This window comes from Tomitella biformata AHU 1821 (assembly GCF_000524475.1).
Classification (GTDB): domain Bacteria; phylum Actinomycetota; class Actinomycetes; order Mycobacteriales; family Mycobacteriaceae; genus Tomitella; species Tomitella biformata.
Genome location: NZ_BAVQ01000079.1, coordinates 1 through 24,129 on the forward strand (window position 1 = coordinate 1; position 24,129 = coordinate 24,129).

A 24,129-nucleotide genomic window follows, 5' to 3' on the forward strand; every position below is an offset into this window, starting at 1 on the left:
CCGGAAGCTAAGCCCTGTTGCGCCGATGGTACTGCACTGGTTACGGTGTGGGAGAGTAGGTCACTGCCGTACATCCGTTACACTAAAGGGGACCCATACCGGGTCCCCTTTAGTGCTTTATATAGTAAGGAATATGTCATGGCGAACGGCTCCGGAGACGCTAACAGGGGTTCCGGTGATAGCCGCCGTGGCGGACCCGCTGGGCGGCCCGCAAATCATCGACCTCGCACCGATGCGGGAGCGAGCCGTGGTGCCGGCGGCGCTGATCGGCGCGGCGGGGACCCCCGCGGCGGCCAGCGCAGAGATGATCGTGGTCCCCAGGACCGCGCCGAGCGTCGCACGCCGAAGATCATCGAACCGCCCATCCCCGAGGACGTGGTACCCACGGATCTCGATCCGACGGTGCGCCGAGATCTCTTGGGCCTGGAGCGCCAGAACGCGGATGAGGTCGCCCGACATCTAGCGATGGCCGGGAATCTGGTCGACGAGGATCCGGTGCTCGCACTGCAGCACGCGCGGTCCGCACGGCAACGCGCCGGCCGCATCGCCATCGTCCGCGAGGCCGTTGGCATCACCGCCTATCACGCGGGCGAGTGGGCGGAGGCGCTGTCCGAGTTGCGCGCTGCTCGCCGGATGGGCGGCGGGCCCGGATTGATTGCGGTGATGGCCGACTGTGAGCGCGGCCTTGGCCGTCCGGAGCGCGCTATCGAGCTTGGCCGCAGCGATGAGGCGCGGGCCCTCGATGAGGAGCAGGCGATCGAGCTGCGGATCGTAATCGCCGGCGCACGCATGGACCTCGGCCAGGCTGAGGCCGCAGTTGTCACGTTGCAGTCGCCGCCGCTGGATCCGGGCAAGACCGGCTCCGCGCACGCTCGGCTGTTTTACGCCTACGCGGACGCGTTGTTGGCTGCCGATCGGACAAAGGACGCCATCACCTGGTTCTTGAACTCAGCTGCCGCCGACGTGGACGGCGAGACTGACGCCGAAGAACGCGTCGCGGAAGTCGGCTCGGACGGCGAATGACGGCTGTCCCAATGACCTCTCTCGATACCAGCTATGACGTATTGCTCCTCGACCTTGACGGCACCGTCTATCAGGGCCCCGAGGAGATCCCCGGCGCCAAGGAGGCGCTGGCCAGGTGCACGGCGAGGCAGTTCTTCGTCACGAACAACGCCAGTCGTGGTCCCGAAGCGGTGGCCAAGCATCTGACCCAGCTCGGTATGGCCGCCACCGCGGATGCAGTCGTGACCAGCGCCCAGGCTGCCGCACGGTTGGTGGCTGCTCGGATCCCTTCGGGCAGCATGGTGTTGGTGGTCGGGGCAGAGGCGCTGGCCGCCGAGATCGCTAACGTCGGGCTGGTGCCGGTTCGGTCGTTCGAGGACCGGCCAGTGGCCGTCGTACAGGGCTTCTCTCCGGATATCGGCTGGCGCGACCTCGCGGAAGGCGCCCTGGCGATTCGCGCTGGGGCGCTGTGGGTGGCGTCCAATGTCGACACCACGCTGCCCAGCGAGCGTGGGCTCCTCCCCGGGAACGGTTCGTTGGTGGCTGCTCTGCGGACTGCCACCGGCCAAGAGCCGCTCGTTGCGGGGAAGCCCGCCAGCCCCATCATGGACGACGCCTGCCGGCTGAGCCGTGCCAGCAACCCCCTGGTAGTGGGTGATCGGCTAGACACCGACATCGCCGGGGCGAACGGTGCCGAGCTCGACAGCCTGCTTGTCCTGACTGGAGTCTCCAGTGTGGTCGACGTGGTGTTGGCTGATTCCGCGCTGCGGCCCACCTATATCGCTAACAACCTGGACGGTCTGCATCTGCCGCTCGACGACGTGCGCTTTGGTGGTTCCGAGCACTGGCACGCCGAGGTCCTCGACGGGGATCTGGTGGTCCGGTTCACCGGTGCCGACGGCGATCCGCTCACCGGAATCCGAGCCGTCGCCCCCGTGGCCTGGTCCGCCGGGAATGTCCAACGGATCCGGGCTGCCGACGAGGCCACGGCCCCATTCGTGGCGGCCTGGCATGGGTGAGACGACTCTTCGTCGGGCTGTGCGCTCCGTCTAGAGGGGCGATCGGATAGCGTTAGCCCCGATGAGCGAATGGAATGCGGTGGCAGGAGCCCCGGGACCGGGCAGCGGTGACTCGCGCCCCGTCCCGCGCCCTGTGGACGGAATTGCTGGAGGCGCCGACCCCCGCGTGGTGCGAGGCGAGATCATGGCATTGCTGGGCCGCATCGACGCGGGCCCCGGCGCATCGACCGAATTGTTCGAGTCCGCGCACGAGGTATTGCTGCGGGCACTTGGCACAGTGGATAGGGCCTGAGTTGGCACGTAAATCACGAGCAGATGCGGAACTGGTCCGTCGAGGACTTGCCCGATCCCGAGAACAAGCCGTGGAGTTGATCACCGCGGGCCGGGTTAAGAGCGGTCCATCGGTGATCGCGAAGCCTGCGACCGGCGTCGAGGCCGGCACACCGCTGCACGTGATCGAGGCGCCCGACGAAGTGTCGTGGGCGTCTCGCGGCGCGCACAAGCTGATTGGTGCGCTGGACCATTTCGCTGATTCCGGTGTCACCGTGGCGGGCCGCCGGTGTTTGGACGCGGGCGCCTCCACCGGTGGTTTCACCGACGTGCTGCTCCACCGCGGCGCCCTCGAGGTGGTGGCTGCCGATGTGGGCTACGGACAGCTGATCTGGCGACTGCAAAATGATGATCGTGTCCAGGTCCATGACCGGACCAATGTGCGGGCGCTCGATGCCGAGCAGATCGGCGGCAGCGTTGACCTCGTTGTCGCGGACCTGTCCTTCATCTCGCTGAAACTGGTGCTGCCCGCGTTGGCCTCGTGCGTTCACGAGGGCGCCGACCTGTTTCCGATGGTGAAACCCCAGTTCGAGGTCGGCAAGGACCGCGTTGGCTCAGGCGGTGTGGTGCGTAGTCCAGAATTGCGCGCGGAAGCGGTCCTCGATGTCTCCAAGGCCGCACACCTGGCTGGGCTGTCGACGCTCGGTGTGGTCGCGAGTCCGCTGCCCGGCCCCTCGGGCAACGTCGAGTATTTCTTATGGCTGCACAAGGGCGCTGATCGGGCACTACCGGCAAGCTCCGTCGAAGAGCTGATCCGGCGGGCCATCGAGGAGGGACCCCAGTGAGCGTGGCTGCAGCGACACCGTCCAGTGCGGGCGGCCGGCGCCGGGAGATCCTGCTTGTGGCGCACACCGGCCGGGACTCCATCGGGGTCACGGCCCGGCGCGTCGCCCAATTGCTCGCCGACGGTGGCATCGGGCTGCGGATCCTCGCGGATGAGGCGGCCAAGATCCAGATGGCGCCGGCCGACTCCGGACTCGAGATGGTGAGCATCGTGCCCAACGGCCTGGACTCGGCCGTCGGCTGTGAGCTTGTGCTCGTGTTGGGTGGCGATGGCACCTTCCTGCGGGCCGCAGAGTTGGCCCGGCACGCGGACATCCCGGTATTGGGCATCAACCTCGGGCGGATCGGCTTCCTCGCGGAGGCCGAGGCGGACCACCTCGTAGAGGGCCTCGGGCAGGTGATCAGGCGGGAGTACCGCGTCGAGCACCGGATGACCCTCGACGTGCGGGTGACCGCCGGCGACGAGGTGGTCGGCACCGGTTGGGCCCTGAACGAGGTCAGCATCGAGCGGGGCCATCAGCTGGGTGTGCTCGAATTGCTGCTGGAGATCGACGGCCGGCCAGTCTCTTCTTTCGGCTGCGACGGTCTGCTGGTCTCGACCCCCACCGGTTCCACCGCCTACGCGTTCTCGGCGGGCGGCCCCGTTGTGTGGCCGGAGCTGGAGGCGTTGTTGGTGGTGCCCAGCAACGCGCACGCGCTCTTCGCCCGCCCGATGGTCATCAGCCCCAAGTCTGTCGTCGCGGTGGAAGTTGACCCAGACGGTCGCGGGGCGATTATGTTCTGCGACGGTCGCAGGGCGCTGAATGTGCCCGCGGGCGGCAGACTCGAGGTGGTCCAGGGCGCGCAACCGGTCGCCTGGGTCCGATTGGACTCGGCGCCGTTCGCGGACCGGATGGTCCGCAAATTCGCGCTGCCCGTGACGGGTTGGCGTGGCCGCGGTGCGTGATCCGGCGAAGCCGGACAGCCCGTGAGACCACGCGGACTCGAACAGGGTGTCGGACAATATCGGTGTCGGCGGTTAGGATCACCACGTGCTTTCTGAGATTCGAATTGACGGCCTAGGGGTGATCTCCAAGGCGACCGCAGAGTTCCATCCCGGCTTCACCGCATTGACGGGTGAGACCGGCGCGGGAAAGACGATGGTGGTCACTAGCCTGCACCTGCTCGGGGGCGCACGTGCGGATGCGAATCGCATCCGCACCGATATGTCACGGGCCGTCGTCGAGGGCCGTTTCACCACCGAGGACCTGCGGCCCGATGAACGGGCCGACGTGGACGAGACCCTGGAGTCTTCCGGCGCGGACCGGGACGATGACGGCAGCGTGATCGCCGTTCGCTCGGTCAGCCGTGACGGGCGCTCGCGGGCCCACCTGGGTGGGCGCAGCGTGCCCATCGGCGTGCTTTCACAGTTCACGACGCAGCTGCTTACCGTGCACGGCCAGAACGATCAGCTGCACCTCTTGCGCGCGGATCGGCAACGCGAGGCGCTGGATCGCTACGCGGGGGAGAGCGTCGAGCCACTGCTGGCGAAATACCAGGCCGCGCATGCCAAATGGGGTGCGGCGCGGGTCGAGCTGGCGACGCGTACCAGCCGCAGTCGGGAATTGGCGCTGGAAACGGATCAATTGCAGTTCGGGCTCGACGAGATCCGCACGGTGAACCCCGTCCCCGGGGAGGATCTGGAGATCGCCGGCGAGGTGCGGCGGCTGGGGGATCTGGACCTGCTGCGGGAGACCGCCGAGTATGCCCACGATGCGCTGGCGGGCGGCTCGGCCTATGCGGTGGCAGGTGACGCGGCTGGTGTCTCCGGGCTGGCCTCCATCGCGCAGGGCAAGCTCGAGAGTGTGGATGATCCGGCTCTGCGCGAGTTCATCCCGAGGCTCGAGGAGTTGGTGGTGCTCTCCCGCGACATCGCCGGAGATTTGGGCGCGTATCTGTCCACGCTGCCCGCAGACGGGCGGGCGCTCGACGACCTTCTGCGCAGGCAGAGTGCGCTCAAACCGTTGACCAAGAAGTATGCGGCCGATATCGATGGGGTCCTCGCGTGGGCGCAGGCCGCCGAGCTCCGCTTGGGCACCATTGACGTGTCCGCGGACGCGCTCGCGCAAGTGGCGGAGAAGGTGGACAAGCTGGCGGCGCAGGCCGCCACTGCGGCGAAGGCGCTGCACCGGGCACGTAGCAAGGCTGCACGAGGCCTCGCGGAGTCGGTGACCGCCGAGCTGGCGGGGCTGGCGATGGGCAAGTCGCGGCTCGAGGTCGAGGTCTCCATGGTGTCGGCGGGGGAGTCGGACGAGTGGCGGCTTGCGATGGACGGGGCCGGCGAGTTCGTGCACGCCGGGCCCCAAGGAATCGACGCGGTGGAGTTGCGGCTGGGTGCGCATCCGGCAGCGCCGGCGCTGCCTATCGGCAAGAGCGCCTCCGGCGGCGAGCTCTCCCGCGTGATGTTGGCACTCGAGGTGGTGCTGGCAGGCCGCGATAGCGGCGGCACCTTGGTCTTCGACGAGGTGGACGCCGGCGTGGGCGGACGGGCCGCGGTTGAGATTGGCAAGCGGCTGGCTCGGCTCTCCCGCACCCATCAGGTGATCGTGGTGACGCACCTACCGCAGGTCGCGGCGTTCGCGGACACGCACCTGGTGATTGGCAAGCAGGACGGTGCCACGGGGATGGTCAGCGACGTGCGGCAACTCGGCGACGAAGAGCGGGTCCTCGAGCTCGCCCGGATGCTGGCCGGGCTCGACGACACCGAGACCGGCCGTGCCCACGCAGAGGAGCTGCTGGCGACCGCGGGGGCCGCTCGCGCCCTGTAGCCCGTTCATACACATCGCTGATTGAGATGTGTTACATAACCTGGCTGGCCCACGGCGCGCCTCCCTCCACTGGCCGTGTTGACGCGTCAGGATGCAACCCATGAGAATGCCAGCCTTGTTGTCGCGAAACTCGGAGTCACTACCCGGCACTGTGGGGATTGCCAGGGTCGACCGCAATACGGCCAAGCTGCTGAGGCGGGTTGGCGAGGGTGACATCGTTATCCTCGACGAGATCGATTTGGACCGCGTGACCGCCGACGCCCTCGTCGCCGCGGGCGTGAGCATGGTGATCAACGCATCGCCGTCGATCACCGGCCGCTATCCCAACCTCGGACCCGAGGTGATTGTCACCGCGGGGATCCCGCTGGTCGACAACGCGGGGGAGGACGCGCTTCGCAAGGTCAAGGACGGCGCGCGGATCCGGGTCAACGAGGGCACCGTCTACACCGGAGAACGCCGGCTCGCGAAGGGCGAGGAGCTCACCCTCGAGGAGATCTCCGACCTCATGATCGAGGCCAAGACCGGCCTCGTCAACCACCTCGAGGCCTTCTCCGGCAACACCATCGAGTTCATCCGCAGCGAGAGCCCGCTGCTGATCGACGGCGTGGGCGTGCCCGATATCGATGTGGAGCTGACCGGTCGGCACGTCGTCGTCGTCTCGGACGGACCCGACCATGTCGAGGATCTCAAGAACCTCAAGCCCTTCCTCAAGGAGTACTCGCCGATCCTGATCGGTGTGGGTGTCGGCGCAGACGCGTTGATGAAGGCGGGTTACCGCCCGGACTTGATCGTCGGCGAGCCGGAGGACATCTCCGCCGAGACGCTGAAGTGCGGCGCCCAGGTGGTGCTCCCGGCCGACCAGGACGGCCACGCCGCCGGACTCGAGCGGATCCAGGACCTGGGTGTGGGCGCGATGACGTTCCCCGCGACCGGTGCGCCCACCGACCTGGCGCTGCTGCTCGCAGACCACCACGGTGCCGCGCTCATCGTCACGGTCGGCGCCCGCGCGTCGCTGGACGACTTCTTCGACCGGAGCCGTCGAGAGTCGAATCCGTCTGCCTTCCTCACCCGGCTCAAAGTCGGCGAGAAGCTGGTCGACAGCAAGGCCGTCGCCACCCTCTATCGCAGCCGTGTGTCCGGGCTGATCATCATGATGGTGGTGCTGGCGGCGCTGTTGGCCCTGGTCGCCGCGGTGGCTGTCTCCGGCGGCGCGGACGGTTTCGTCGACTGGTTCATCAATACCTGGAACTCGTTCGCACTCAAGGTTCAGGGGCTCTTCACGTGATTTCGCTTCGTCAGCACGCCATCTCATTGGCCGCTGTTTTTCTGGCGCTGGCAGTGGGTGTGGTGCTGGGTTCCAGCGTGCTTTCCGACGGTCTGCTCTCCGGCCTGGGCAACGATAAAAAGGAACTGCAGGGCCAGGTCAACACGCTGCAGAACCAGGTCAACAACAAGCAGCTGCAGATAGATTCCGCCGATTCCTTCGACTCGGCGATGGCGGGCCGGATCGTGCATAACGCGTTGGCCGAGCGCTCGGTGATCGTGATCACCGCGCCCGAGGCGACGCCGGCCGAGGTGGACGCCGCGACCAAGATGATCACCGAGTCCGGAGCCTCGATCAGCGGCCGAGTGGGGCTCACCGACAGCTTCGTCGACTCGGCCGACGCGGACCAGTTGCGCGCGGCCGTCACGAATGTCGTCCCGGCTGGCACCCAGCTCAGCACCGCCGCGGTCGACTCCGGCAGCATCGCTGGCGACCTCTTGGGCTCGGTCCTGTTGCTCGACGCGGAGACCGCGCTGCCGCAGTCGACGCCGCAGGAGTTGGAGCTCGCACTACAAACTCTGCGCTCGGGCGGGTTCATCGCCTATGACGACGGCACGATCGCGCCGGGCCAGATGGCGCTCATTGTGACCGGCGGAAAATCTGAGGGCGAGGGCAACCAGGGATCGGTCATCGCGCGCTTTAGCGCGGCGATGGACTCCCGCGGCGCGGGAGCCGTGCTCGCTGGGGCCACCGGCTCTGCAGAGGGGAGTGGGGCCGTCGCGGTGGCGCGCTCGGACTCGGCCCTGTCCAGTCACCTAAGCACCGTCGACAACGTCGACCGCATCTCGGGCCAGATCACGATGGTGCTCGCGCTGCAGGCGGAGCTGGACGACCGCACGGGGCAGTATGGCGTCGGGCCCGGGGCGACCGCGATCACCGTGCAGTAGCTACCGGTAGACACAGTGCGGGTGGGTCGGGGTGAGCGGAATCTCCCTCGATTCGCCCGTGTCTGTAGGTGGCGAGAGCGAGAAGGTGTTAGCGTGGGGTTCCGTGGGTCGGCAGGCCCATATCCACCTGCAAGGTCACACGGGAGCCTCGTTGCATCTGCCACGTAATTCTTCGCGCTTTAACACTAAGCATATTTTTGTCACCGGCGGCGTTGCGTCGTCGTTGGGCAAGGGGCTCACGGCCTCGAGCCTGGGGCAGTTGCTCACCTCGCGGGGAATGCGGGTGACAATGCAAAAGCTCGATCCCTATCTGAATGTGGATCCGGGCACGATGAACCCGTTCCAGCACGGCGAGGTGTTCGTCACCGAGGACGGTGCCGAGACAGACCTCGACATCGGCCACTACGAGCGATTCCTCGACCGCAACCTCGCCGGCACCGCGAACGTCACGACCGGCCAGATCTACTCCACGGTGATCGCCAAGGAGCGTCGCGGCGAGTACCTCGGCGACACGGTCCAGGTCATCCCGCACATCACGGATGAGATCAAGAATCGCATCCGGGCGATGGCCGAGGCCGATGACGAGGGCCATGTCCCCGACGTCGTGATCACCGAGATCGGCGGCACGGTCGGCGATATCGAATCGCAGCCCTTTCTGGAGGCCGCGCGCCAGATCCGCCACGATGTCGGCCGCAACAACGTGTTCTTCCTGCACGTGTCGCTGGTGCCGTACCTGGCGCCGTCAGGCGAGCTGAAGACCAAGCCGACTCAGCACTCTGTCGCCGCGCTCCGCAACATCGGCATCCAGCCGGACGCGCTGGTCCTGCGTTGCGACCGGGAGGTTCCCGAGGGGCTGAAGGCCAAGATCGCGCTGTTCTGTGACGTCGATGTCGAGGGGGTCATCTCGACCCCCGACGCGCCGTCGATCTACGACATCCCCAAGGTCCTTCACCGCGAGCAGCTCGACGCATTCGTCGTGCGGCAGCTGGGCCTGCCCTTCCGCGACGTCGACTGGACCGTGTGGGGCGACCTGCTTGGCCGCGTCCACGAGCCCACCGAGACTGTGCGTCTGGCGCTCGTCGGCAAGTACGTTGACCTGCCCGACGCGTATCTCTCCGTCACCGAGGCGCTGCGTGCCGGCGGCTTCGCGCACCGCGCCAAGGTTGAGATCGTCTGGGTCCCCTCCGACGACTGCGAGACCGACGCGGGAGTGCTGGAGTCCCTCAAGGACATCGACGGCGTGCTCGTTCCCGGCGGCTTCGGCATCCGCGGTATCGAAGGCAAGCTTGGCGCGGTTCACTATGCCCGCACCCGCAACATCCCGCTGTTGGGCCTGTGCCTGGGCCTGCAGTGCGTCGTCATCGAGGCGGCCCGCTCCGTCGGGCTGACCGACGCGAACTCCACCGAGTTTGAGCCGGACGCCGTGCACCCCGTCATCTCGACGATGGAGGAGCAGCAGGCGGCCGTCTCCGGCGAGGCTGATCTCGGCGGCACGATGCGCCTCGGCGCGTACCCGGCGCGGCTCGACAAGGGCTCCGTGGTGGCGTCGATCTACGAGTCGGAGGACGTGTCCGAACGGCACCGGCACCGCTACGAGGTCAACAACGCCTACCGCGACCGCATCGCCGAGAGCGGCCTGCGCTTCAGCGGCACCTCGCCCGACGGCAAGCTGGTCGAGTTCGTGGAGCTGCCGACGGACGTGCACCCGTTCTTCGTCGCCACGCAGGCGCACCCGGAGCTCAAGAGCCGTCCGACGCGCCCGCACCCGCTGTTCAGCGCGTTCGTGAAGGCCGCCCTCGCCTACAAGGCCGAAGAGCGCCTGCCGGTCCGCATCCCGGGCCGCGGCGACAATGAGTCGGTCGCCGAGTCCCTCGACGAGGGTTCCGCGGTCAAGGGTTCTAGCACCGAGTAGCGAAAGGCCTGGCGACAGTGACACCTGAGCAGACACCAGCGGCGCGCCACGAGTTTGTGGTGACCGGATCGCAGACCCACTACAGTGGCGCGATCGTGGCTCTCCGGGTGGACACTGTCGCCATGCCGGGCGGGCGCGCGGCCAAGCGCGAGGTAGTCGAGCACCACGGCGCGGTGGTGATCCTCGCCCTCGACGAGCAGGACCAGGTCATCTTGATCCGCCAGTACCGCCATCCCCTGGGTATGCGGATCTGGGAGTTGCCGGCGGGGTTGCTCGACATGGATGGCGAGTCGCCCGTCATCGGTGCCGGCCGCGAGCTGGCTGAGGAGGTCGGCCTGGCGGCGGCACGCTGGTCGGTGCTCGTCGACATCGCGGCCTCGCCAGGGTTCACCGATGAGACGCTCCGGATCTATCTCGCGGAGGGCTTGTCCGAGGTGGACCGTCCGATGCCCGAGGATGAGGAGGCGGACATCGAGATCCACCGCATCCCCCTGGCCGAGGCGGTGGCGATGGCCCTGCGTGGCGAGATTATCAACGGGGCCGCGGTATCCGGCCTCCTCGCGCTGGCAGCGATCCGCTCCGGTGCGGCCACCCCCCGCCCGGTCGACGCGCCGATGGCGTTCACGCCCCACGCCTTCACCGATCGGCGCCGGGCTCAGCGCCCCGCCCACTGACATGACCGCAGGCCCAGGCGATCCGCTCTCGGGCCAGATCCAGGCCTACCTGGATCATCTGGCGATAGAGCGCGGATCCGCCAAAAACACCTTGTTGTCGTATGGGCGTGACCTCGAGCGGTACCGGCAGTTTCTGCTCGCTGGCGGCATCGCAGACCTGAAAGGTGTTGACGAGCAAGATGTCTCGCAGTTTGTGGCGATGCTGCGGCGGGGCGATCCGGAACGTGGCATCAGCGGGCTGGCCGCCAGTTCGGCCGCCCGCGCATTGATCGCGGTCCGCGGACTGCACAAGTTCGCAGCGGAGGAGTCGATGGTGTCCGCCAACGTGGCGCGCGAGGTGAAACCGCCGAACGCGGGCCGTCGGTTACCGAAGGCGCTGGCCGTGGCCGACGTGTTGCGGCTGTTGGATGCCGCGGGGGAGCGGGCCGAGTCCTCGCATCCCGGTGCGCTGCGGGACCGCGCGCTGCTGGAGCTGCTCTACTCGACCGGCGCACGGATCTCCGAGGCGATCGGGCTGGACATCGATGATCTCGACCTGGAGAACCGCGCGGTGATCCTCCGCGGCAAGGGCGGTCGGGACCGGGTGGTTCCCATCGGGCGGCCGGCGATCGAGGCGGTCGACGCGTATCTGGTGCGGGGCCGTCTGGGGTTGGCCAAACGTGGTGGCCCGGCGCTCCTGCTGAACGTCCGCGGTGGCCGATTGTCCCGCCAGAGCGCCTGGCAGGTGCTGCAGGACGCTGCGCAGCGCGCGGGCATCGATGCCGGGGTGTCTCCGCACACCCTGCGGCACTCGTTCGCCACGCACTTGCTGGAGGGCGGCGCGGATGTGCGCGTCGTGCAGGAGCTGCTGGGGCACGCGTCCGTGTCCACCACCCAGATCTACACGATGGTCACGGTCACCGCGTTGCGCGAGGTCTGGGCTGGAGCCCATCCCCGGGCGCGCTGACGTCCTGAAGCTCCCTTAGTCCACCCACGAACAGGCTCCCGGAGATAGGTTGTAGCTGGATTTTACGGTCTGTGGCCTCCTGTGGGCGTGGATTCAGCTAGGCGCGCCACACCGCCGCTACAGTCGGCAGATAGGCTGCCACCCAATAGACTTGGCACAGTTCAGATGTACTTACTCAGCGGACGGGAGCACGGATTGTGACGGCACCGCAGCCGCCGAGGACCGAGACCGCCAATGCGGGCGGTCCGGACGGCACGCTCATTGATTCTCCCGGCGACGCGAAGGGTATGTCGACGCAGCCCGCAGGCGACGAGGGCCCACAGCTCGGCCCGACCGGTCGGCCGTGGCGAGACATCCCGGTGCCAGGGCCCACGGTCCGCCAGGGCACCGCCACCGTCATCGCGATGTGCAACCAGAAGGGCGGGGTCGGCAAAACGACCTCCACGATCAACCTCGGCGCGTCGCTCGCCGAATACGGTCGGCGCGTCCTGCTGGTGGATCTCGATCCCCAGGGGGCGCTGTCCGCAGGCCTCGGTGTGGCCCACCATGAGCTCGAGAAGACCGTGTACAACCTGCTGGTCGAGCGGAATGTCTCGATCGACGATGTGCTGATGCGCACCAGAGTCGACGGCCTGGACCTGCTTCCCAGCAATATCGACCTGTCGGCCGCGGAGATCCAACTCGTGACCGAGGTCGGCCGCGAACAGGCCCTGGCCCGTGTCCTGCACCCGGTGCTGGACCGCTACGACTATGTGCTGATCGACTGCCAGCCCTCGCTGGGCCTGTTGACGGTCAACGCCCTCGCGTGCTCTGACGGCGTCGTGATCCCCATGGAGTGCGAGTACTTCGCCCTCCGTGGCCTCGCGCTGCTCAATGACACCATCGAGAAGGTGCGGGACCGGCTCAACCCGCGCCTGACCCTCGACGGGATCCTGGTGACGATGTTCGACTCCCGCACTTTGCACTCTCGTGAGGTGATGTCTCGCGTGGTCGAGGTCTTCGGCGACCTGGTGTTCGACGCGGCCATCTCCCGCACCGTGCGTTTCCCGGAGACCTCGGTGGCCGGAGAGCCCATCACCACTTGGGCCCCGAAGTCCGGCGGCGCGGAGTCCTATCGCGCCGTAGCCCGCGAACTGATTCACCGCATAGGGAAATGACGGCCGGCGCCGACGTGCAGACCGTACCGGCGTCGGCAGGCCAGGCCGGGTTCACCGTCCGGCTCCGCAATTTCGAGGGTCCGTTCGACCTGCTGCTGCAGCTGATCGGGCAGCATCGCCTTGACGTCACCGAGGTGGCGCTGCACACCGTCACCGATGACTTCATCGCATACACGAAGCAGCTCGGCAGCCGGATGGACTTGGACCAGACCACGGAGTTCCTCGTGGTGGCGGCCACTCTGCTCGATCTCAAGGCGGCTCGGCTGCTCCCGGCGGGCGAAGTCGAGGACGATGAGGACCTTGCCCTGCTGGAGATGCGGGATCTGTTGTTCGCCCGGATCCTGCAGTACCGGGCCTATAAGCAGGTGGCCGAGCTGTTCGCGGAGCTGGAGTCCGCGGCGCTGCGCCGGTACCCGGCCGATGTTGGCCTGGAGGACAAGTTCACTGAACTTCTCCCCGAGGTGACAATCGGGGTCAGCCCCTGGCAGCTTGCTGATATCGCCGCCGCGGCCATGCGGCCGCGCCTGGTGCCCACCGTGAACCTCGACCACCTGCACACGCCACGTGTCTCGGTGCAGGAGCAGGCCGCGCGCATCCTGGAGATCCTGCAGGCACTAGCGCCGGGGGAGTCCGCGTCGTTCTCCCAGCTGGTGGCCGAGTGCACCCTGCCCGTGGAGATCGTGGCCCGATTCCTGGGTCTGCTGGAGCTGTATCGGCAGAAGTCTGTGTCCTTCGAGCAGGACGAGGCATTGGAGGAACTCCGGGTGTCCTGGACCGGTGGGGGCGACAGCGAGATAGCCAGCGATGAGGAGTACGGATGAGTGACGAGACGGCTGCGGCCCAGAATCCCTCCGACGGGATCACCGACAGTGAGCTTGATGCCATCCTGGAGTCGCTTATCTTGGTCATCGACTCCCCGGCGCCCGCGAGTACCCTCGCCGATGTGCTGGAGGTCACCGAAGGGCGGGTCACGGCTCGGCTCCGTGCGATGTCTCAGTCCATGACGGACCGTAATAGCGGCTTTGACCTGCGATTTGTAGGCGACGGCTGGCGGCTTTTCACCCGGATCGAGTACGCGGGCTATGTGGAACGGCTGCTCTTGGACGGGAGCAGGTCCACGTTGACCCGGGCGGCACTGGAAACATTGGCCGTGGTGGCATACCGTCAACCGGTGACCCGTGCCCGGGTTGGTGCTGTCCGCGGCGTGAACGTTGATGGCGTGATGCGGACGTTGCTGGCTCGCGGGCTGATCACAGAGGCCGGCACGGACCCAGATTCGCACGGCGTTATGTATTCGACCACCGAGATGTTCCTAGAGCGGTTGGGCCTGGCATCCCTGGCAGATCTGCCGGCGTTGGCCCCGCTCCTGCCGGATGTGGATGTGATCGAGTACATCAGTGAGAATCTCGACTCCGAGCCTCGCATGCAAAAACTGAATACGCGCGGTCCCCACTCGGGGCCGGGCGACGAACCTACTGAGAATGATGTGAATAGCAGTGAATAGACCCGCTCGCCGAGATGGCACACCGGATGACAATCGAGATCGTGGCGCAAGCCGCGGCGCACCCCGAGATGATCGGCGCGGTGCGCCCAGTCGCGACAGTCGCGAAGCCCCGCGTGGAGACGGCCGCGGCGCACCCCGCCATGACCGCTCGGACAATCGTGGCGCTGCCCCCCGTGGTGATTCCCGTGGCGGAGCGCCCAGAGGCGAATTCCGTGGTGGCGATTCGCGTGGCTCCGCTCCCCGTGGTGACAGCCGTGGCGGACCCCGTCCCGATTCCCGTGGCGGCGATTCGCGCGGTGGAGCGCCTCGTGGCGACAGCCGTGGCGCCCCCCGAGGCGATTCGCGTGGCGGTGATTCGCGTGGCGGTGACTACCGCGGTGGCGCCTCTCGTCCCGATTCTCGTGGTGGGGACAGCCGTGGCGCCCCCCGAGGCGATTCGCGTGGTGGTGATTCGCGTGGCGGTGACTACCGCGGTGGCGCCTCTCGTCCCGATTCTCGTGGTGGGGACAGCCGTGGCGGCCCCCGCGGTGATTCCCGTGGCGGCGATTCGCGTGGTGGAGCGCCTCGTGGTGACAGCCGTGGCGGCCCCCGCGGTGATTCCCGTGGTGGTGATTCCCGTGGTGGCGATTCCCGTGGTGGCGATTCCCGTGGCGGTGCCGATTCGCGCGGCGGAGCGCCTCGTGACGACCGGTCCGGCGGCGCAGGGCGCGGTGGCTCCGGCTACCCACGTTCCGGTGGGCCGCAGCAGGGCGGCTCGAAGCCCAGCTGGCAGGGGGCCGGCAGGCCGCTCTCGGACAAGGAAGCAGCCAAGCGCGAGAACAAGCCCCAGAAAAAGGCCCAGGTCAGGGCGACGATGAGTTACGCCAAGCCCGCGCGCTACCAGGGTGAGGGCCCCGCCTCCACGTCCTTCGTCCACAGCGGCGATGCCAATGCCGAGGGCATGCGACTGCAGAAGGTGCTGGCCCAGGCTGGCGTCGCCTCGCGTCGCGCAGCTGAGCAGCTGATCGACGAGGGCCGCGTCGAGGTTGACGGAGAGGTCATTCGTCACCAGGGCAAGCGCATCGACCCCACCGCCTCGGTGGTCCGGGTCGACGGTGTCCGCATCGTCATTGACCAGGAAAAGGTCTACATCGCACTGAACAAGCCCAAGGGCTGGCAGTCGACCATGTCTGACGATATGGGCCGCCCGTGCATCGGCGACATCGTCGCGGAGCGCGTGATGTCCGGCCAGCGGCTCTTCCACGTCGGCCGTCTCGACGCGGAGACCGAGGGCCTGATCCTGCTCACCAACGATGGCGAGCTGGCGCACCGCCTGATGCACCCGTCGTTCGAGATCATGAAGACCTACATGGCGACCGTCAACGGCATGGTCCCCAAGATCATGGAGCGTCAGCTCAAGGACGGGATCGAGCTCGAGGATGGCCCCGTGCAGGTCGACAAGTTCGAGGTGCTCGAGGTCTTCGAAGGCAAGTCCCTCGTTCGGTTGATCCTCCATGAGGGCCGCAAGCACATTGTGCGCCGTCTGCTCGATGAGGTGGGTTTCCCCGTCCTTCAGCTCGTCCGCACGGATGTGGGCCCGGTATCTCTGGCCGAGCAGCGTCCGGGCAGCCTGCGCGTCCTGGGCCGCGGCGAGATCAGCAACCTGTACGACGCGGTAGGCCTGTGAGTGGGGCTGCCGCGGGGCAGCGGCTGACGTTCGCCATCGATGGCCCCTCCGGGACCGGAAAATCGAGCGTCTCCAGGCAGGTGGCGCATCAGATTGGCGCAGGCTATCTCGACACCGGCGCGATGTATCGCGTCGCGACGCTCCACGTCCTGCGCACGGGCGTGGAACCGGCGGACACCGCGGGAGTCATCGAGGCCGTGCGGGGACTGCCGATGTCGATCGGCTCGGACCCCCTCGCGGAAGAGGTCCTGCTGGCCGGTGAGGATGTCGCGGACGACATTCGGGGCGCGGACGTGACCGCGGCGGTCTCCGTCGTTGCCGCTATCCCTGAGGTGCGGGAAGCGCTGGTGGACCTGCAACGGACCCTGGCCGCGCAGTATCCGATGGCCGTGATCGAGGGCCGCGATATCGGCACTGTGGTGCTGCCGAACGCCGACATCAAGGTGTTCCTCACCGCGTCGGCCGAGGCCCGCGCGCAACGGCGGAACGCGCAAAACATTCGAGAGGGTCGTGGCGACGACTTCGAGGCGGTGCTCGAGTCGGTCCGCCGGCGCGACCACCTCGACTCCACGCGCGCGGCCTCCCCGCTGCGCCCCGCGGACGACGCGCAAGTAATCGATACAAGCGACTTGGGCTTTGACGAGGTAGTGCAATTGCTGCGGTCGTTGGCTGAGCAGAGCATGGGAGCGGCACGATGACTGAAGAATTCTATGGAATGGAAGAGCCGGCGCCGGCCCTGGACGGCATCTGGTCGGATGAGTCCGACTGGGATTCGATCCTGGAGGCCGGCGACGAGCTCCCCGAGTTCACCGGGCCAATTCCGGTGATCGCCGTGGTCGGCCGCCCGAACGTCGGCAAGTCGACTCTGGTCAACCGCATCATCGGCCGTCGCGAGGCCGTTGTGGAGGACGTCCCCGGTGTGACCCGGGACCGCGTCTCCTACGAGGCGAACTGGGCCGGTCGGCGCTTCAAGGTGCAGGACACCGGCGGCTGGGAGCCCGAGGGCAAGGGTCTGCAGCAGGCCATCTCCAGGCAGGCCGAGGTCGCGATGCGGGAGGCCGACGCCATCCTGCTCGTGATCGACATCACGGTCGGCGCCACCACCACGGACGAGGCGGTGGCGCGCACGCTGCGCCGCTCGAAGACTCCGGTGATCCTCGTGGCCAACAAGGTCGACGACGAGCGGCGCGAGCCCGACGTGGCCGAACTGTGGTCGCTGGGCCTGGGCGAGCCGTTCCCGGTCAGCTCTGTGCACGGCCGCGGCACCGGCGACATGCTGGATAAGGTCCTCGAGATTCTGCCGGAGACACCCCGTGAGGGCATCCCCGGGGGCGGTCCTCGCCGCGTCGCCCTGGTGGGCAAGCCGAACGTTGGCAAGTCCAGCCTGCTGAACAAGCTGGCGGGCAACGAACGCTCGGTGGTACACAACGTCGCCGGCACCACCGTCGACCCCGTCGACTCCATGGTGGAGCTCGGTGGCAAGCCGTGGCGCTTCGTCGACACCGCCGGCCTCCGCCGCAAGGTTCGCCAGGCCAGCGGCGCGGAGTTCTACGCGTCTCTGCGCACTCGCTCGGCCATCGAGGCCGCCGAGGTGGCGATCCTGCTGATCGACGCGTCCGTGCCAATGACCGAGCAGGACCTGCGGGTGCTGTCGATGGTGGCCGAGACCGGTCGAGCGCTCGTCATCGCGTTCAACAAGTGGGACCTCGTCGACGAGGACCGCCGCTACGAGCTGGATCGCGAGATCGACCGTGAGCTCGAGCGGGTGCCGTGGGCCCAGCGGGTCAACATCTCTGCGCTGACCGGCCGGTCCGTGCAGAAGCTCGTGCCCGCCATGGAGAAGGCGCTGGACTCGTGGGACAAGCGCGTCACCACCGGCCAGCTGAACACCTGGATCAAGGAGATCACGGCGGCCACCCCGCCGCCGATGCGTGGTGGCAAGCTGCCCCGCATCATGTTCGCGACGCAGGCGGCCACCAGGCCTCCGACATTCGTGTTCTTCACCACGGGCTTCCTCGAGGCCGGCTACCGACGGTTCCTCGAGCGTCGATTGCGTGAGGACTTCGACTTCGACGGCAGCCCAGTTCGGGTGTCCATTCGCGTCCGGGAAAAGCGCGAGCGTAAAACGAAATAAACACACCCTGACCAGGCGATTGGTAACTTCGCCACCTGCTGCGGTACTCTTCACAGGCACTCGAAAGAGCGCATCGGGACGTGGCGCAGCTTGGTAGCGCACTTCACTGGGGGTGAAGGGGTCGCAGGTTCAAATCCTGTCGTCCCGACAATGAAAGGCCCAGGTAATCGAAAGATTACCTGGGCCTTTCTTGTTTCTGGATGTGTATCTCCTACGGTAGGAGTGCCGCATCCATCGTCAGAAGGAGCACCACCTTGAGCGCGATCATTTATAACGGGGTCCACTACGGTCTCGACCAGAAGAACCTGGCCTACGTCCACGCGGTCACCCACAATCTGCTGGCTGCGGATGAGAGCTTTAGCCTCGGCATCATGGCCTCCACCGACGGTGGCGCGCTGGTCCGGCACTTCCTGTGGATCAGCCCGTCCATCCCCGTCGAGTTCCTGTACGACGGCGACGAGACGGTGCAGCTTGACGAGAGCATCCTCGACGGCATGCTTGACGGGGTAGACGAGTCCGGGATGGTTATCGTCGGGGACGGCCCCATGCCGTTCTCGATTCGCGAGTCCGCCAAGTAGCTGGACCCGCAACGCACGTCCCGCATGGCGTCGAGAATTTCTGGACGCCGAGGAGCGCTGTGCCCGGCCTGTAGGCATGCAGGCCGGGCACAGTCAACGGGATGCGGCGTATCGGAGTGTTTTCGGCTCCTTAGATGCCGAAGGGCGCTGCGTAGCGGACGGTGCCGCTGGGTAGTTCTTTGGAGCCGAGGCTCAGTGCCATCAATGCATCGTCGGGGACATCGATACTGATCCGGATGCGGCTCTCCGATGCGCGGGTGAACCCGAACCGCGGGTAGTAGGCCGGATGCCCGAGAACGATCACGAACCGCTCGCATGCCCGTTCGGCGGCTTCGAGAGCAGCTCGGATCGCGGCTGAGCCTGCGCCGGTATTCTGGTGCGAGGGCAGGACCGCGCACGGTCCCAGGCACAGCGCCGGAGTGTCGTCGACGTGACAGCGAGTCAGCAGCGCATAACCGACGGGCTTGCCGTCCGGCCCTGCGCTGTAGATGGACAACCCCTCTATCCACGCCGGATCCGTGCGTAGATCATCTACGAGGTCAGCCTCCTCTATGGTGTTAAAGGCAGCGAGGTTGATCTCGCGGATCGCGGGGATGTCGGCGTCGGTCTCGGCGCGAGTGATCCATTCGTGCGGTGCGCTCACAATAGTTTTCTCCGTTTCGTGATGGTGAGTAGTGCCTGTGGCCGTCTAGACGTCACATGCGGCCGTCAGCGCTGACGGTCGCGGAATTGGTAGGTCGCGCGCAAATCCCTCGTGATCGCCTTCTTGGTTTTGTCTTGCTTGCTCGACTCGCGGGCGTTCCCCCGGGACGCCGCCCGCTCGCTTTCGCGTAACAGCTTTCGGTACCGATCGAGTCGGCCCGCATCCAACATGCCGACGCGCACAGCTTCCTGCACGGCGCAGCCGGGTTCGCTGCGATGTTGGCAGTCGCTGAATGCGCAGTCCCGGGCGTAGGCTTCGATTTCGGAGAACACCTGCTCGACCCCATCTGCGGCGTTTTGCAAGCCGATAGCTCGCAACCCCGGGGTGTCTATCAGCACCCCGCCGCCGGGCAGGGGTAGTAGCTCACGGCGCACAGTGGTGTGTCGGCCTTTGCCGTCGCTGGCCCGAACTTCGTTGGTGCCCAGATGTTCTCGACCGAGCAGCGCATTTGCAAGCGTGGACTTCCCAGTCCCCGACGGGCCGATCAGCACTGTGGTGCCGGTCATCGTTGTTGACAGAAGGTTTAGACCCATACCTGTCGTGGCGCTGGTGGTGACGATGTCCACGCCGGGGGCCAGCGGGGTGAGGACGGCCAACGCCGCGTCGAGATCGTCGGCGGCGTCGGCTTTGGTGAGCACGAGGACTGGTTTCGCTCCGCTGTCCCAAGCCAGCGCCAGTAGCCGCTCGATCCGGCCCGCGTTCAGCGGTGCTGAGAGCGAGACAGCGATAGCGACGGAATCGATATTCGCCGCCAAGACCTGCTGGTGGGAAGTCCGATCCGACGATGCCCGCGTGATGGCGCTGCGCCTTGCTAGCAGCGCCACAATCTCCGGCTCAGGCCCTGGGCGCAGCGCTGCCCAGTCACCTGTGCACACGGAATAAGTGGGGTCGAGGGAGGTTACAGCCGTGCTGTCCGCGCGGACAGCACCCGATGCGGTGAGCGTGTCGCAGAACCCTCGGTCAACTCGCACGACGCGAGCGGGAATCAGACCGGCCGCCGCGTGCTCTGCGAATTGTCCTGCGAACCAGTCGTCCCAACCGAGTGTGGATAGACCGAACAAGGACGAGGAAGGTTGAGATTGAGACTGATACAAAGTGAGACCCTTTGAAAGGGGGCCCTGCTCGGACATCGAACCCATCGAGGCTATAAGCCACGTAGTTCACGCCGCTATTAGCGATGGGGATTAATTAGAACAGTGCCCAGGAAGTGAGCATGATTCGGACGCTGCCCAGGGCAGCGGTCTTTGCCGCAATCATCAACTCACCTCCTGCTCTCTCGCGCCATGCCGAACTCGGACGCATCAGATTAACACGAGACGCCCGTGCCCACCAGCCTGCAGCCGGGCAGTCCCGCGACGGTATTCAGGGCAGCGATATGGCAGCCTACCGCTAGCCGCTTGCGCCAGGGGCCTTGTCGTCCCGACAAAGAACCCCCCGCGATCATTCGATCACCTGGGGATTTTTTGTGTTCGAGGACCGGTCACAGCTGGGCGAGGAGCGCTTTCCACCAGGCTTTGGCCTCGGCTGTCGCCTCTGGGGAGGCGAGCCGGCTGTGCTCCACCGCCACGCGGGACTTGCCCGGCGACGCGGTGTTCACCGTGACGTTGACCTTGGAGTCGTCGACCAGCCCACACCGCCAGTACCGCCACTTCTCAGTGGCCGACGTGCTGGGCTCGGCCACCACCTCGAGGCCCAGGAACTCCGTGCGCCCCTTGACGAGCGCGAGCCACGCCGCGACTGCCTCGTCCATCGAGCCCGAATAGGTCTTGCTGACGGTGCCGGCGAAGGTGCCGTCGCCCCGCTGGCCGGGGATCCGGCGTCCGATGTGCTGCTCGTAGGCGATGGTGATGCCCTGCGCCCACCAATGCGCGTTCTTCACTGTCGCCGCATCGATGTCGGCGAGGACCAGGGGCACGATCCCGGGGTGCGGAAGATCACGTGCCCCCGCCAAGTCGAGCGCGTCGACCCATTCCTGCCAGGGACGACTGGTCGCACGCTCGTAGGCTGCGGTGTTCATGGGCCGGGTCATGGGGACGACGGTAATAGAGGAGGCGCTCCAGCGTCTGCCGGGCCCGGTCCCGGCGCTTCGTGCGGCGGCGCCCCGCCTCGGCGATTACGATTCCTCCATGCCCAGGTCAATGTCCGTCTGCACGCGGGTCATCGCGGCGGCCCTCCTATCGCTGCTGCTAGCCATCACCCTGGCCGCGTGTTCGGGCGGCGGGGGCTCGAGCGATCGCGACCAGTGCTCGCCGCCAGGCCCCGCGGCCGCGTCCGCCGCGCCGACGGACCTGGACCAGGGCGCTTCTAAGGAGGTCGACCGGTTCACGACGGAGGGCGTCACCCCGCTGGCGGACATCGACGTGAGCGCGTTGCGACTGGCCACCCCGGGCGTGCTGACCGTAGGCACCTTGTCCGACGCGCCGCCGAGCATCTGCGTGAACTCGCACAACGTGTTCACCGGCTACGACAACGAACTTCTCAAGGCCGTCGGCGAGAAGCTGGGCCTGCGGGTCGAGTTCGTCGGCACCGAGTTCGCGAGCCTGCTGGCGCAGGTGGCGAACCACCGCTTCGACGTCGGCTCGTCCTCGATCACGACTACCGACGAGCGCCGCAACCTCGTCGACTTCACCAACGGCTACGACTTCGGATACTTCTCCTTGGTGGTCCCGAACGGCAGCCCGCTCAAGGCGTTCTCCGACCTCAGCCCGGGCACGAGGATCGGCGTCGTGCAGGGCACCGTGCAAGACGAATACGTGTTGAACACGCTCGGCCTGGACCCCGTGAAGTTTCCCGATTACAACACCGCCTACGCGAACCTCAAGTCCGGGCAGATCGACGCCTGGGTGGCGCCCTCGCAGCAGGCGGAGGGCGCGATCGCGCCGGGCGACCCGGCGTCGGTGGTGCAGAACACGTTCAGCTTGAACAACTTTGTCGCCTGGGCCGTGGCGAAGGACAACAGGGCGCTGGTGGACGCGCTCAACTCCGGGCTCGACGCTGTCATCGCCGACGGCGAGTGGGCGCAGCTGTACTCCGACTGGGTGCCACGTGAGCTACCAGAGGGCTGGAAGCCTGGCAGCAAGGCGGCGCCCGAGCCGCAGTTGCCCGACTTCGCCGCGCTCGCCGCGGAGCGCGTCGCCAACACGGACCAGAGCGAGGCGGCGCCGAAGTCCACGCTGCAGCAGCTGGGCGACACCTTCTTCGACTGGGAGCTGTATCAGCGGGCCTTCCCGGACCTGCTCAAGGTCGGCCTGCCGAACACCCTGATCCTGGCCGCGGTCTCGGGCGTGGTCGGCACCGTGGTGGGCATGCTGCTGGCGATGGCGGGCATCTCCCGCACCCGCTGGCTGCGCTGGCCTGCGCGGATCTACACCGACGTCTTCCGCGGCCTGCCCGCGGTGGTCATCATCCTGATCGTCGGCCTCGGAGTCGGCCCACTGGTCAAGGGGCTCACCGGCAACAACCCGTACTGGCTGGGCGCGGCCGCGCTGTCGCTGCTCGCCGCCGCGTACATCGGGGAGATCTTCCGCTCCGGCATCCAGTCCGTGGAGCCCGGCCAGATGGAGGCGGCGCGCGCTCTGGGCTTCAGCCACGCCCGCGCAATGGTGCTCATCGTGATCCCGCTGGGTGTGCGGCGTGTGCTGCCGGCGCTGATGAACCAGTTCATCTCGCTGATCAAGGACTCCTCGCTGATCTACTTCCTGGGTCTGTTGGCCTCCCAGCGAGAGCTGTTCGCGGTGGGCCGGGACCTCAACGCGCAGACCGGCAGCCTGTCGCCACTGGTGGCGGCGGGTCTGTTCTACCTGGCTCTGACCATCCCGCTGACGCATTTGGTCAACTACATCGATAAGCGGCTGCGAACCGGCCGTCCCGAGGTCGCGGCCGACCCGGTGGAGCTGAACCTGAGCGTGGAGAAGGGCTGACATGACTGACAACGTTGACGGGACTCCGCTGCGCGGCGTTTCGCTCACCGGCCAGGGCCTGCACCTGGCCTTCGGTCCGAACAAGATCTTGCGAGGCGTGGACTTGCACGTGGACGCGGGCAAGGCGGTCACGGTCATCGGGCCGTCGGGCTCAGGGAAATCGACTCTGCTGCGGGTCCTGAACCGTCTGCACGAGCCCGATGCCGGCGACATCCTGCTCGACGGACGCTCGGTGCTGAGGGATAGCCCCGACGAGCTGCGCCAGCGCATTGGCATGGTGTTCCAGCAGTTCAACCTGTTCCCGCACAAGACCGTCGCCGAGAACATCGCGCTTGGGCCCCGCAAGCTCAAAGGCCTGTCGAAGGACCAGGCGCGGGAGCTCGCCATGGCGCAGCTCGAACTCGTGGGGTTGGGGCACAAGGCAGACTCTCGGCCGGCGAACCTTTCCGGCGGCCAGCAGCAGCGCGTGGCGATCGCCCGGGCGCTGGCGATGAGCCCCCAGGTCATGTTCTTCGACGAGGCCACCTCGGCCTTAGATCCCGAACTGGTGAAGGGCGTCCTCGCGCTGATGGCGGACCTGGCCTCGGGTGGCATGACGATGGTCGTGGTCACACATGAGATGGGCTTCGCACGCTCGGTCTCGGATACCGTCGTGTTTATGGACGGAGGTGTGGTGGTGGAGAGTGGTGAGCCCGCCGCGGTGTTCGAAAGCCCGAAGACAGATCGGTTGCGGACCTTCCTCTCTCAAGTCCTCTAGCGTCCTCGCGCGGCGCGGAGATCATC

Annotated in this window: 23 protein-coding genes, 1 tRNA gene and 1 rRNA gene; 22 read left to right on the top strand and 3 right to left on the bottom strand. The window is 67.0% G+C overall.

Going from position 1 to position 24,129, the window contains the following annotated elements; translation table 11 throughout:
- From rrf to TBIF_RS18770, 20 genes are all read left to right on the top strand, one after another.
- Window positions 1-72: ribosomal RNA gene (gene rrf / locus TBIF_RS26740) — 5S ribosomal RNA — on the top strand; the annotation flags it as partial.
- A 66-nt stretch (window positions 73-138) separates the two neighbouring features.
- Window positions 139-1,023, top strand: a complete 885-nt coding sequence (locus TBIF_RS25060; protein WP_084611786.1) for a tetratricopeptide repeat protein — start codon at window positions 139-141, stop codon at window positions 1,021-1,023.
- Between the two features lie 11 nt (window positions 1,024-1,034).
- Entirely contained in the window at window positions 1,035-2,021 is a 987-nt protein-coding gene (locus TBIF_RS18680; RefSeq protein ID WP_024796268.1) for an HAD-IIA family hydrolase, read from the top strand.
- Between the two features lie 293 nt (window positions 2,022-2,314).
- Window positions 2,315-3,136, top strand: a complete 822-nt coding sequence (locus TBIF_RS18690; protein WP_024796269.1) for a TlyA family RNA methyltransferase — start codon at window positions 2,315-2,317, stop codon at window positions 3,134-3,136.
- A 2-nt stretch (window positions 3,137-3,138) separates the two neighbouring features.
- Window positions 3,139-4,080, top strand: a complete 942-nt coding sequence (locus TBIF_RS18695; protein ID WP_038171937.1) for an NAD kinase — start codon at window positions 3,139-3,141, stop codon at window positions 4,078-4,080.
- Between the two features lie 85 nt (window positions 4,081-4,165).
- Complete coding sequence (recN, locus tag TBIF_RS18700; protein WP_024796271.1) at window positions 4,166-5,941, top strand: DNA repair protein RecN; 1,776 nt, start codon at window positions 4,166-4,168, stop codon at window positions 5,939-5,941.
- Between the two features lie 100 nt (window positions 5,942-6,041).
- On the top strand, window positions 6,042-7,226 hold the full coding sequence (gene steA, locus TBIF_RS18705; protein WP_024796272.1) for a putative cytokinetic ring protein SteA: 1,185 nt from the start codon (window positions 6,042-6,044) through the stop codon (window positions 7,224-7,226).
- A complete protein-coding gene (locus TBIF_RS18710; RefSeq protein WP_024796273.1) occupies window positions 7,223-8,152 on the top strand; it encodes a copper transporter in 930 nt (309 codons plus the stop codon). The genes steA and TBIF_RS18710 overlap by 4 nt, the downstream gene beginning before the upstream one ends.
- Window positions 8,153-8,309: 157 nt before the next feature.
- Window positions 8,310-10,064, top strand: coding sequence for a CTP synthase (gene pyrG, locus TBIF_RS18715; RefSeq protein WP_051461647.1), 1,755 nt, complete (start codon window positions 8,310-8,312; stop codon window positions 10,062-10,064).
- Window positions 10,065-10,081: 17 nt separating this feature from the next.
- Window positions 10,082-10,738, top strand: a complete 657-nt coding sequence (locus TBIF_RS18720; RefSeq protein WP_024796275.1) for an NUDIX domain-containing protein — start codon at window positions 10,082-10,084, stop codon at window positions 10,736-10,738.
- Window position 10,739: 1 nt separating this feature from the next.
- Window positions 10,740-11,684 (top strand): site-specific tyrosine recombinase XerD, encoded by a 945-nt coding sequence (gene xerD, locus TBIF_RS18725; RefSeq protein WP_024796276.1) that lies wholly within the window; start codon window positions 10,740-10,742, stop codon window positions 11,682-11,684.
- 287 nt (window positions 11,685-11,971) lie between these two features.
- Window positions 11,972-12,841, top strand: a complete 870-nt coding sequence (locus TBIF_RS18730; protein ID WP_024796277.1) for a ParA family protein — start codon at window positions 11,972-11,974, stop codon at window positions 12,839-12,841.
- A complete protein-coding gene (locus TBIF_RS18735; protein WP_024796278.1) occupies window positions 12,838-13,662 on the top strand; it encodes a segregation and condensation protein A in 825 nt (274 codons plus the stop codon). The genes TBIF_RS18730 and TBIF_RS18735 overlap by 4 nt, the downstream gene beginning before the upstream one ends.
- A complete protein-coding gene (gene scpB, locus TBIF_RS18740) occupies window positions 13,659-14,345 on the top strand; it encodes an SMC-Scp complex subunit ScpB (protein WP_024796279.1) in 687 nt (228 codons plus the stop codon). The genes TBIF_RS18735 and scpB overlap by 4 nt, the downstream gene beginning before the upstream one ends.
- 26 nt (window positions 14,346-14,371) lie before the next feature.
- Window positions 14,372-15,202, top strand: coding sequence for a hypothetical protein (locus TBIF_RS26335; protein WP_207165274.1), 831 nt, complete (start codon window positions 14,372-14,374; stop codon window positions 15,200-15,202).
- Window positions 15,199-16,011, top strand: coding sequence for a pseudouridine synthase (locus TBIF_RS26340; protein ID WP_024796281.1), 813 nt, complete (start codon window positions 15,199-15,201; stop codon window positions 16,009-16,011). The genes TBIF_RS26335 and TBIF_RS26340 overlap by 4 nt, the downstream gene beginning before the upstream one ends.
- Window positions 16,008-16,709 (top strand): (d)CMP kinase, encoded by a 702-nt coding sequence (gene cmk / locus TBIF_RS18755; protein WP_024796282.1) that lies wholly within the window; start codon window positions 16,008-16,010, stop codon window positions 16,707-16,709. The genes TBIF_RS26340 and cmk overlap by 4 nt, the downstream gene beginning before the upstream one ends.
- Window positions 16,706-18,145, top strand: a complete 1,440-nt coding sequence (gene der / locus TBIF_RS18760; protein ID WP_024796283.1) for a ribosome biogenesis GTPase Der — start codon at window positions 16,706-16,708, stop codon at window positions 18,143-18,145. Before cmk ends, der begins: the two co-directional genes overlap by 4 nt.
- A 74-nt stretch (window positions 18,146-18,219) precedes the next feature.
- Window positions 18,220-18,293, top strand: a tRNA-Pro gene (locus TBIF_RS18765).
- Between the two features lie 106 nt (window positions 18,294-18,399).
- Window positions 18,400-18,723 carry a DUF7882 family protein gene (locus TBIF_RS18770; protein ID WP_024796284.1) on the top strand — a complete coding sequence of 108 codons (324 nt, stop codon included), beginning with the start codon at window positions 18,400-18,402 and terminating at the stop codon, window positions 18,721-18,723.
- A gap of 130 nt (window positions 18,724-18,853) precedes the next feature.
- On the opposite strand, the gene TBIF_RS18775 is transcribed toward TBIF_RS18770, so the two are convergent.
- The 3 genes from TBIF_RS18775 to TBIF_RS18785 form a co-directional block, all read right to left on the bottom strand.
- A complete protein-coding gene (locus TBIF_RS18775; protein WP_024796285.1) occupies window positions 18,854-19,366 on the bottom strand; it encodes a GNAT family N-acetyltransferase in 513 nt (170 codons plus the stop codon).
- 65 nt (window positions 19,367-19,431) lie between these two features.
- The gene (gene rsgA, locus TBIF_RS18780) at window positions 19,432-20,565 is read right to left on the bottom strand and encodes a ribosome small subunit-dependent GTPase A (RefSeq protein ID WP_369385465.1); all 1,134 of its coding nucleotides are present in this window, start codon (window positions 20,563-20,565) and stop codon (window positions 19,432-19,434) included.
- Between the two features lie 341 nt (window positions 20,566-20,906).
- On the bottom strand, window positions 20,907-21,455 hold the full coding sequence (locus TBIF_RS18785; protein ID WP_024796287.1) for a hypothetical protein: 549 nt from the start codon (window positions 21,453-21,455) through the stop codon (window positions 20,907-20,909).
- A 97-nt stretch (window positions 21,456-21,552) separates the two neighbouring features.
- Between TBIF_RS18785 and TBIF_RS18790 the strand changes: the two genes are divergently transcribed.
- On the top strand, window positions 21,553-23,346 hold the full coding sequence (locus TBIF_RS18790) for an ABC transporter substrate-binding protein/permease (protein ID WP_024796288.1): 1,794 nt from the start codon (window positions 21,553-21,555) through the stop codon (window positions 23,344-23,346).
- Window position 23,347: 1 nt separating this feature from the next.
- Entirely contained in the window at window positions 23,348-24,103 is a 756-nt protein-coding gene (locus TBIF_RS18795) for an amino acid ABC transporter ATP-binding protein (RefSeq protein WP_024796289.1), read from the top strand.
- The last annotated feature ends 26 nt before the right edge of the window (window positions 24,104-24,129 follow it).

What these genes read in the sequence shown, in the direction of transcription:
- steA (WP_024796272.1), top strand. Translation starts at nt 6,042, where the DNA reads ATGAGAATGCCAGCCTTGTTGTCGCGAAACTCGGAGTCACTACCCGGC.
- TBIF_RS18785 (WP_024796287.1), bottom strand. Translation starts at nt 21,455, where the DNA reads ATGACCCGGCCCATGAACACCGCAGCCTACGAGCGTGCGACCAGTCGT.
- TBIF_RS25060 (WP_084611786.1), top strand. Translation starts at nt 139, where the DNA reads ATGGCGAACGGCTCCGGAGACGCTAACAGGGGTTCCGGTGATAGCCGC.
- TBIF_RS18680 (WP_024796268.1), top strand. Translation starts at nt 1,035, where the DNA reads ATGACCTCTCTCGATACCAGCTATGACGTATTGCTCCTCGACCTTGAC.
- der (WP_024796283.1), top strand. Translation starts at nt 16,706, where the DNA reads ATGACTGAAGAATTCTATGGAATGGAAGAGCCGGCGCCGGCCCTGGAC.
- TBIF_RS18790 (WP_024796288.1), top strand. Translation starts at nt 21,553, where the DNA reads ATGCCCAGGTCAATGTCCGTCTGCACGCGGGTCATCGCGGCGGCCCTC.
- TBIF_RS18795 (WP_024796289.1), top strand. Translation starts at nt 23,348, where the DNA reads ATGACTGACAACGTTGACGGGACTCCGCTGCGCGGCGTTTCGCTCACC.
- scpB (WP_024796279.1), top strand. Translation starts at nt 13,659, where the DNA reads ATGAGTGACGAGACGGCTGCGGCCCAGAATCCCTCCGACGGGATCACC.
- rsgA (WP_369385465.1), bottom strand. Translation starts at nt 20,565, where the DNA reads ATGGGTTCGATGTCCGAGCAGGGCCCCCTTTCAAAGGGTCTCACTTTG.
- TBIF_RS26335 (WP_207165274.1), top strand. Translation starts at nt 14,372, where the DNA reads ATGACAATCGAGATCGTGGCGCAAGCCGCGGCGCACCCCGAGATGATC.
- xerD (WP_024796276.1), top strand. Translation starts at nt 10,740, where the DNA reads ATGACCGCAGGCCCAGGCGATCCGCTCTCGGGCCAGATCCAGGCCTAC.
- TBIF_RS18735 (WP_024796278.1), top strand. Translation starts at nt 12,838, where the DNA reads ATGACGGCCGGCGCCGACGTGCAGACCGTACCGGCGTCGGCAGGCCAG.
- TBIF_RS26340 (WP_024796281.1), top strand. Translation starts at nt 15,199, where the DNA reads ATGAGTTACGCCAAGCCCGCGCGCTACCAGGGTGAGGGCCCCGCCTCC.
- TBIF_RS18730 (WP_024796277.1), top strand. Translation starts at nt 11,972, where the DNA reads ATGTCGACGCAGCCCGCAGGCGACGAGGGCCCACAGCTCGGCCCGACC.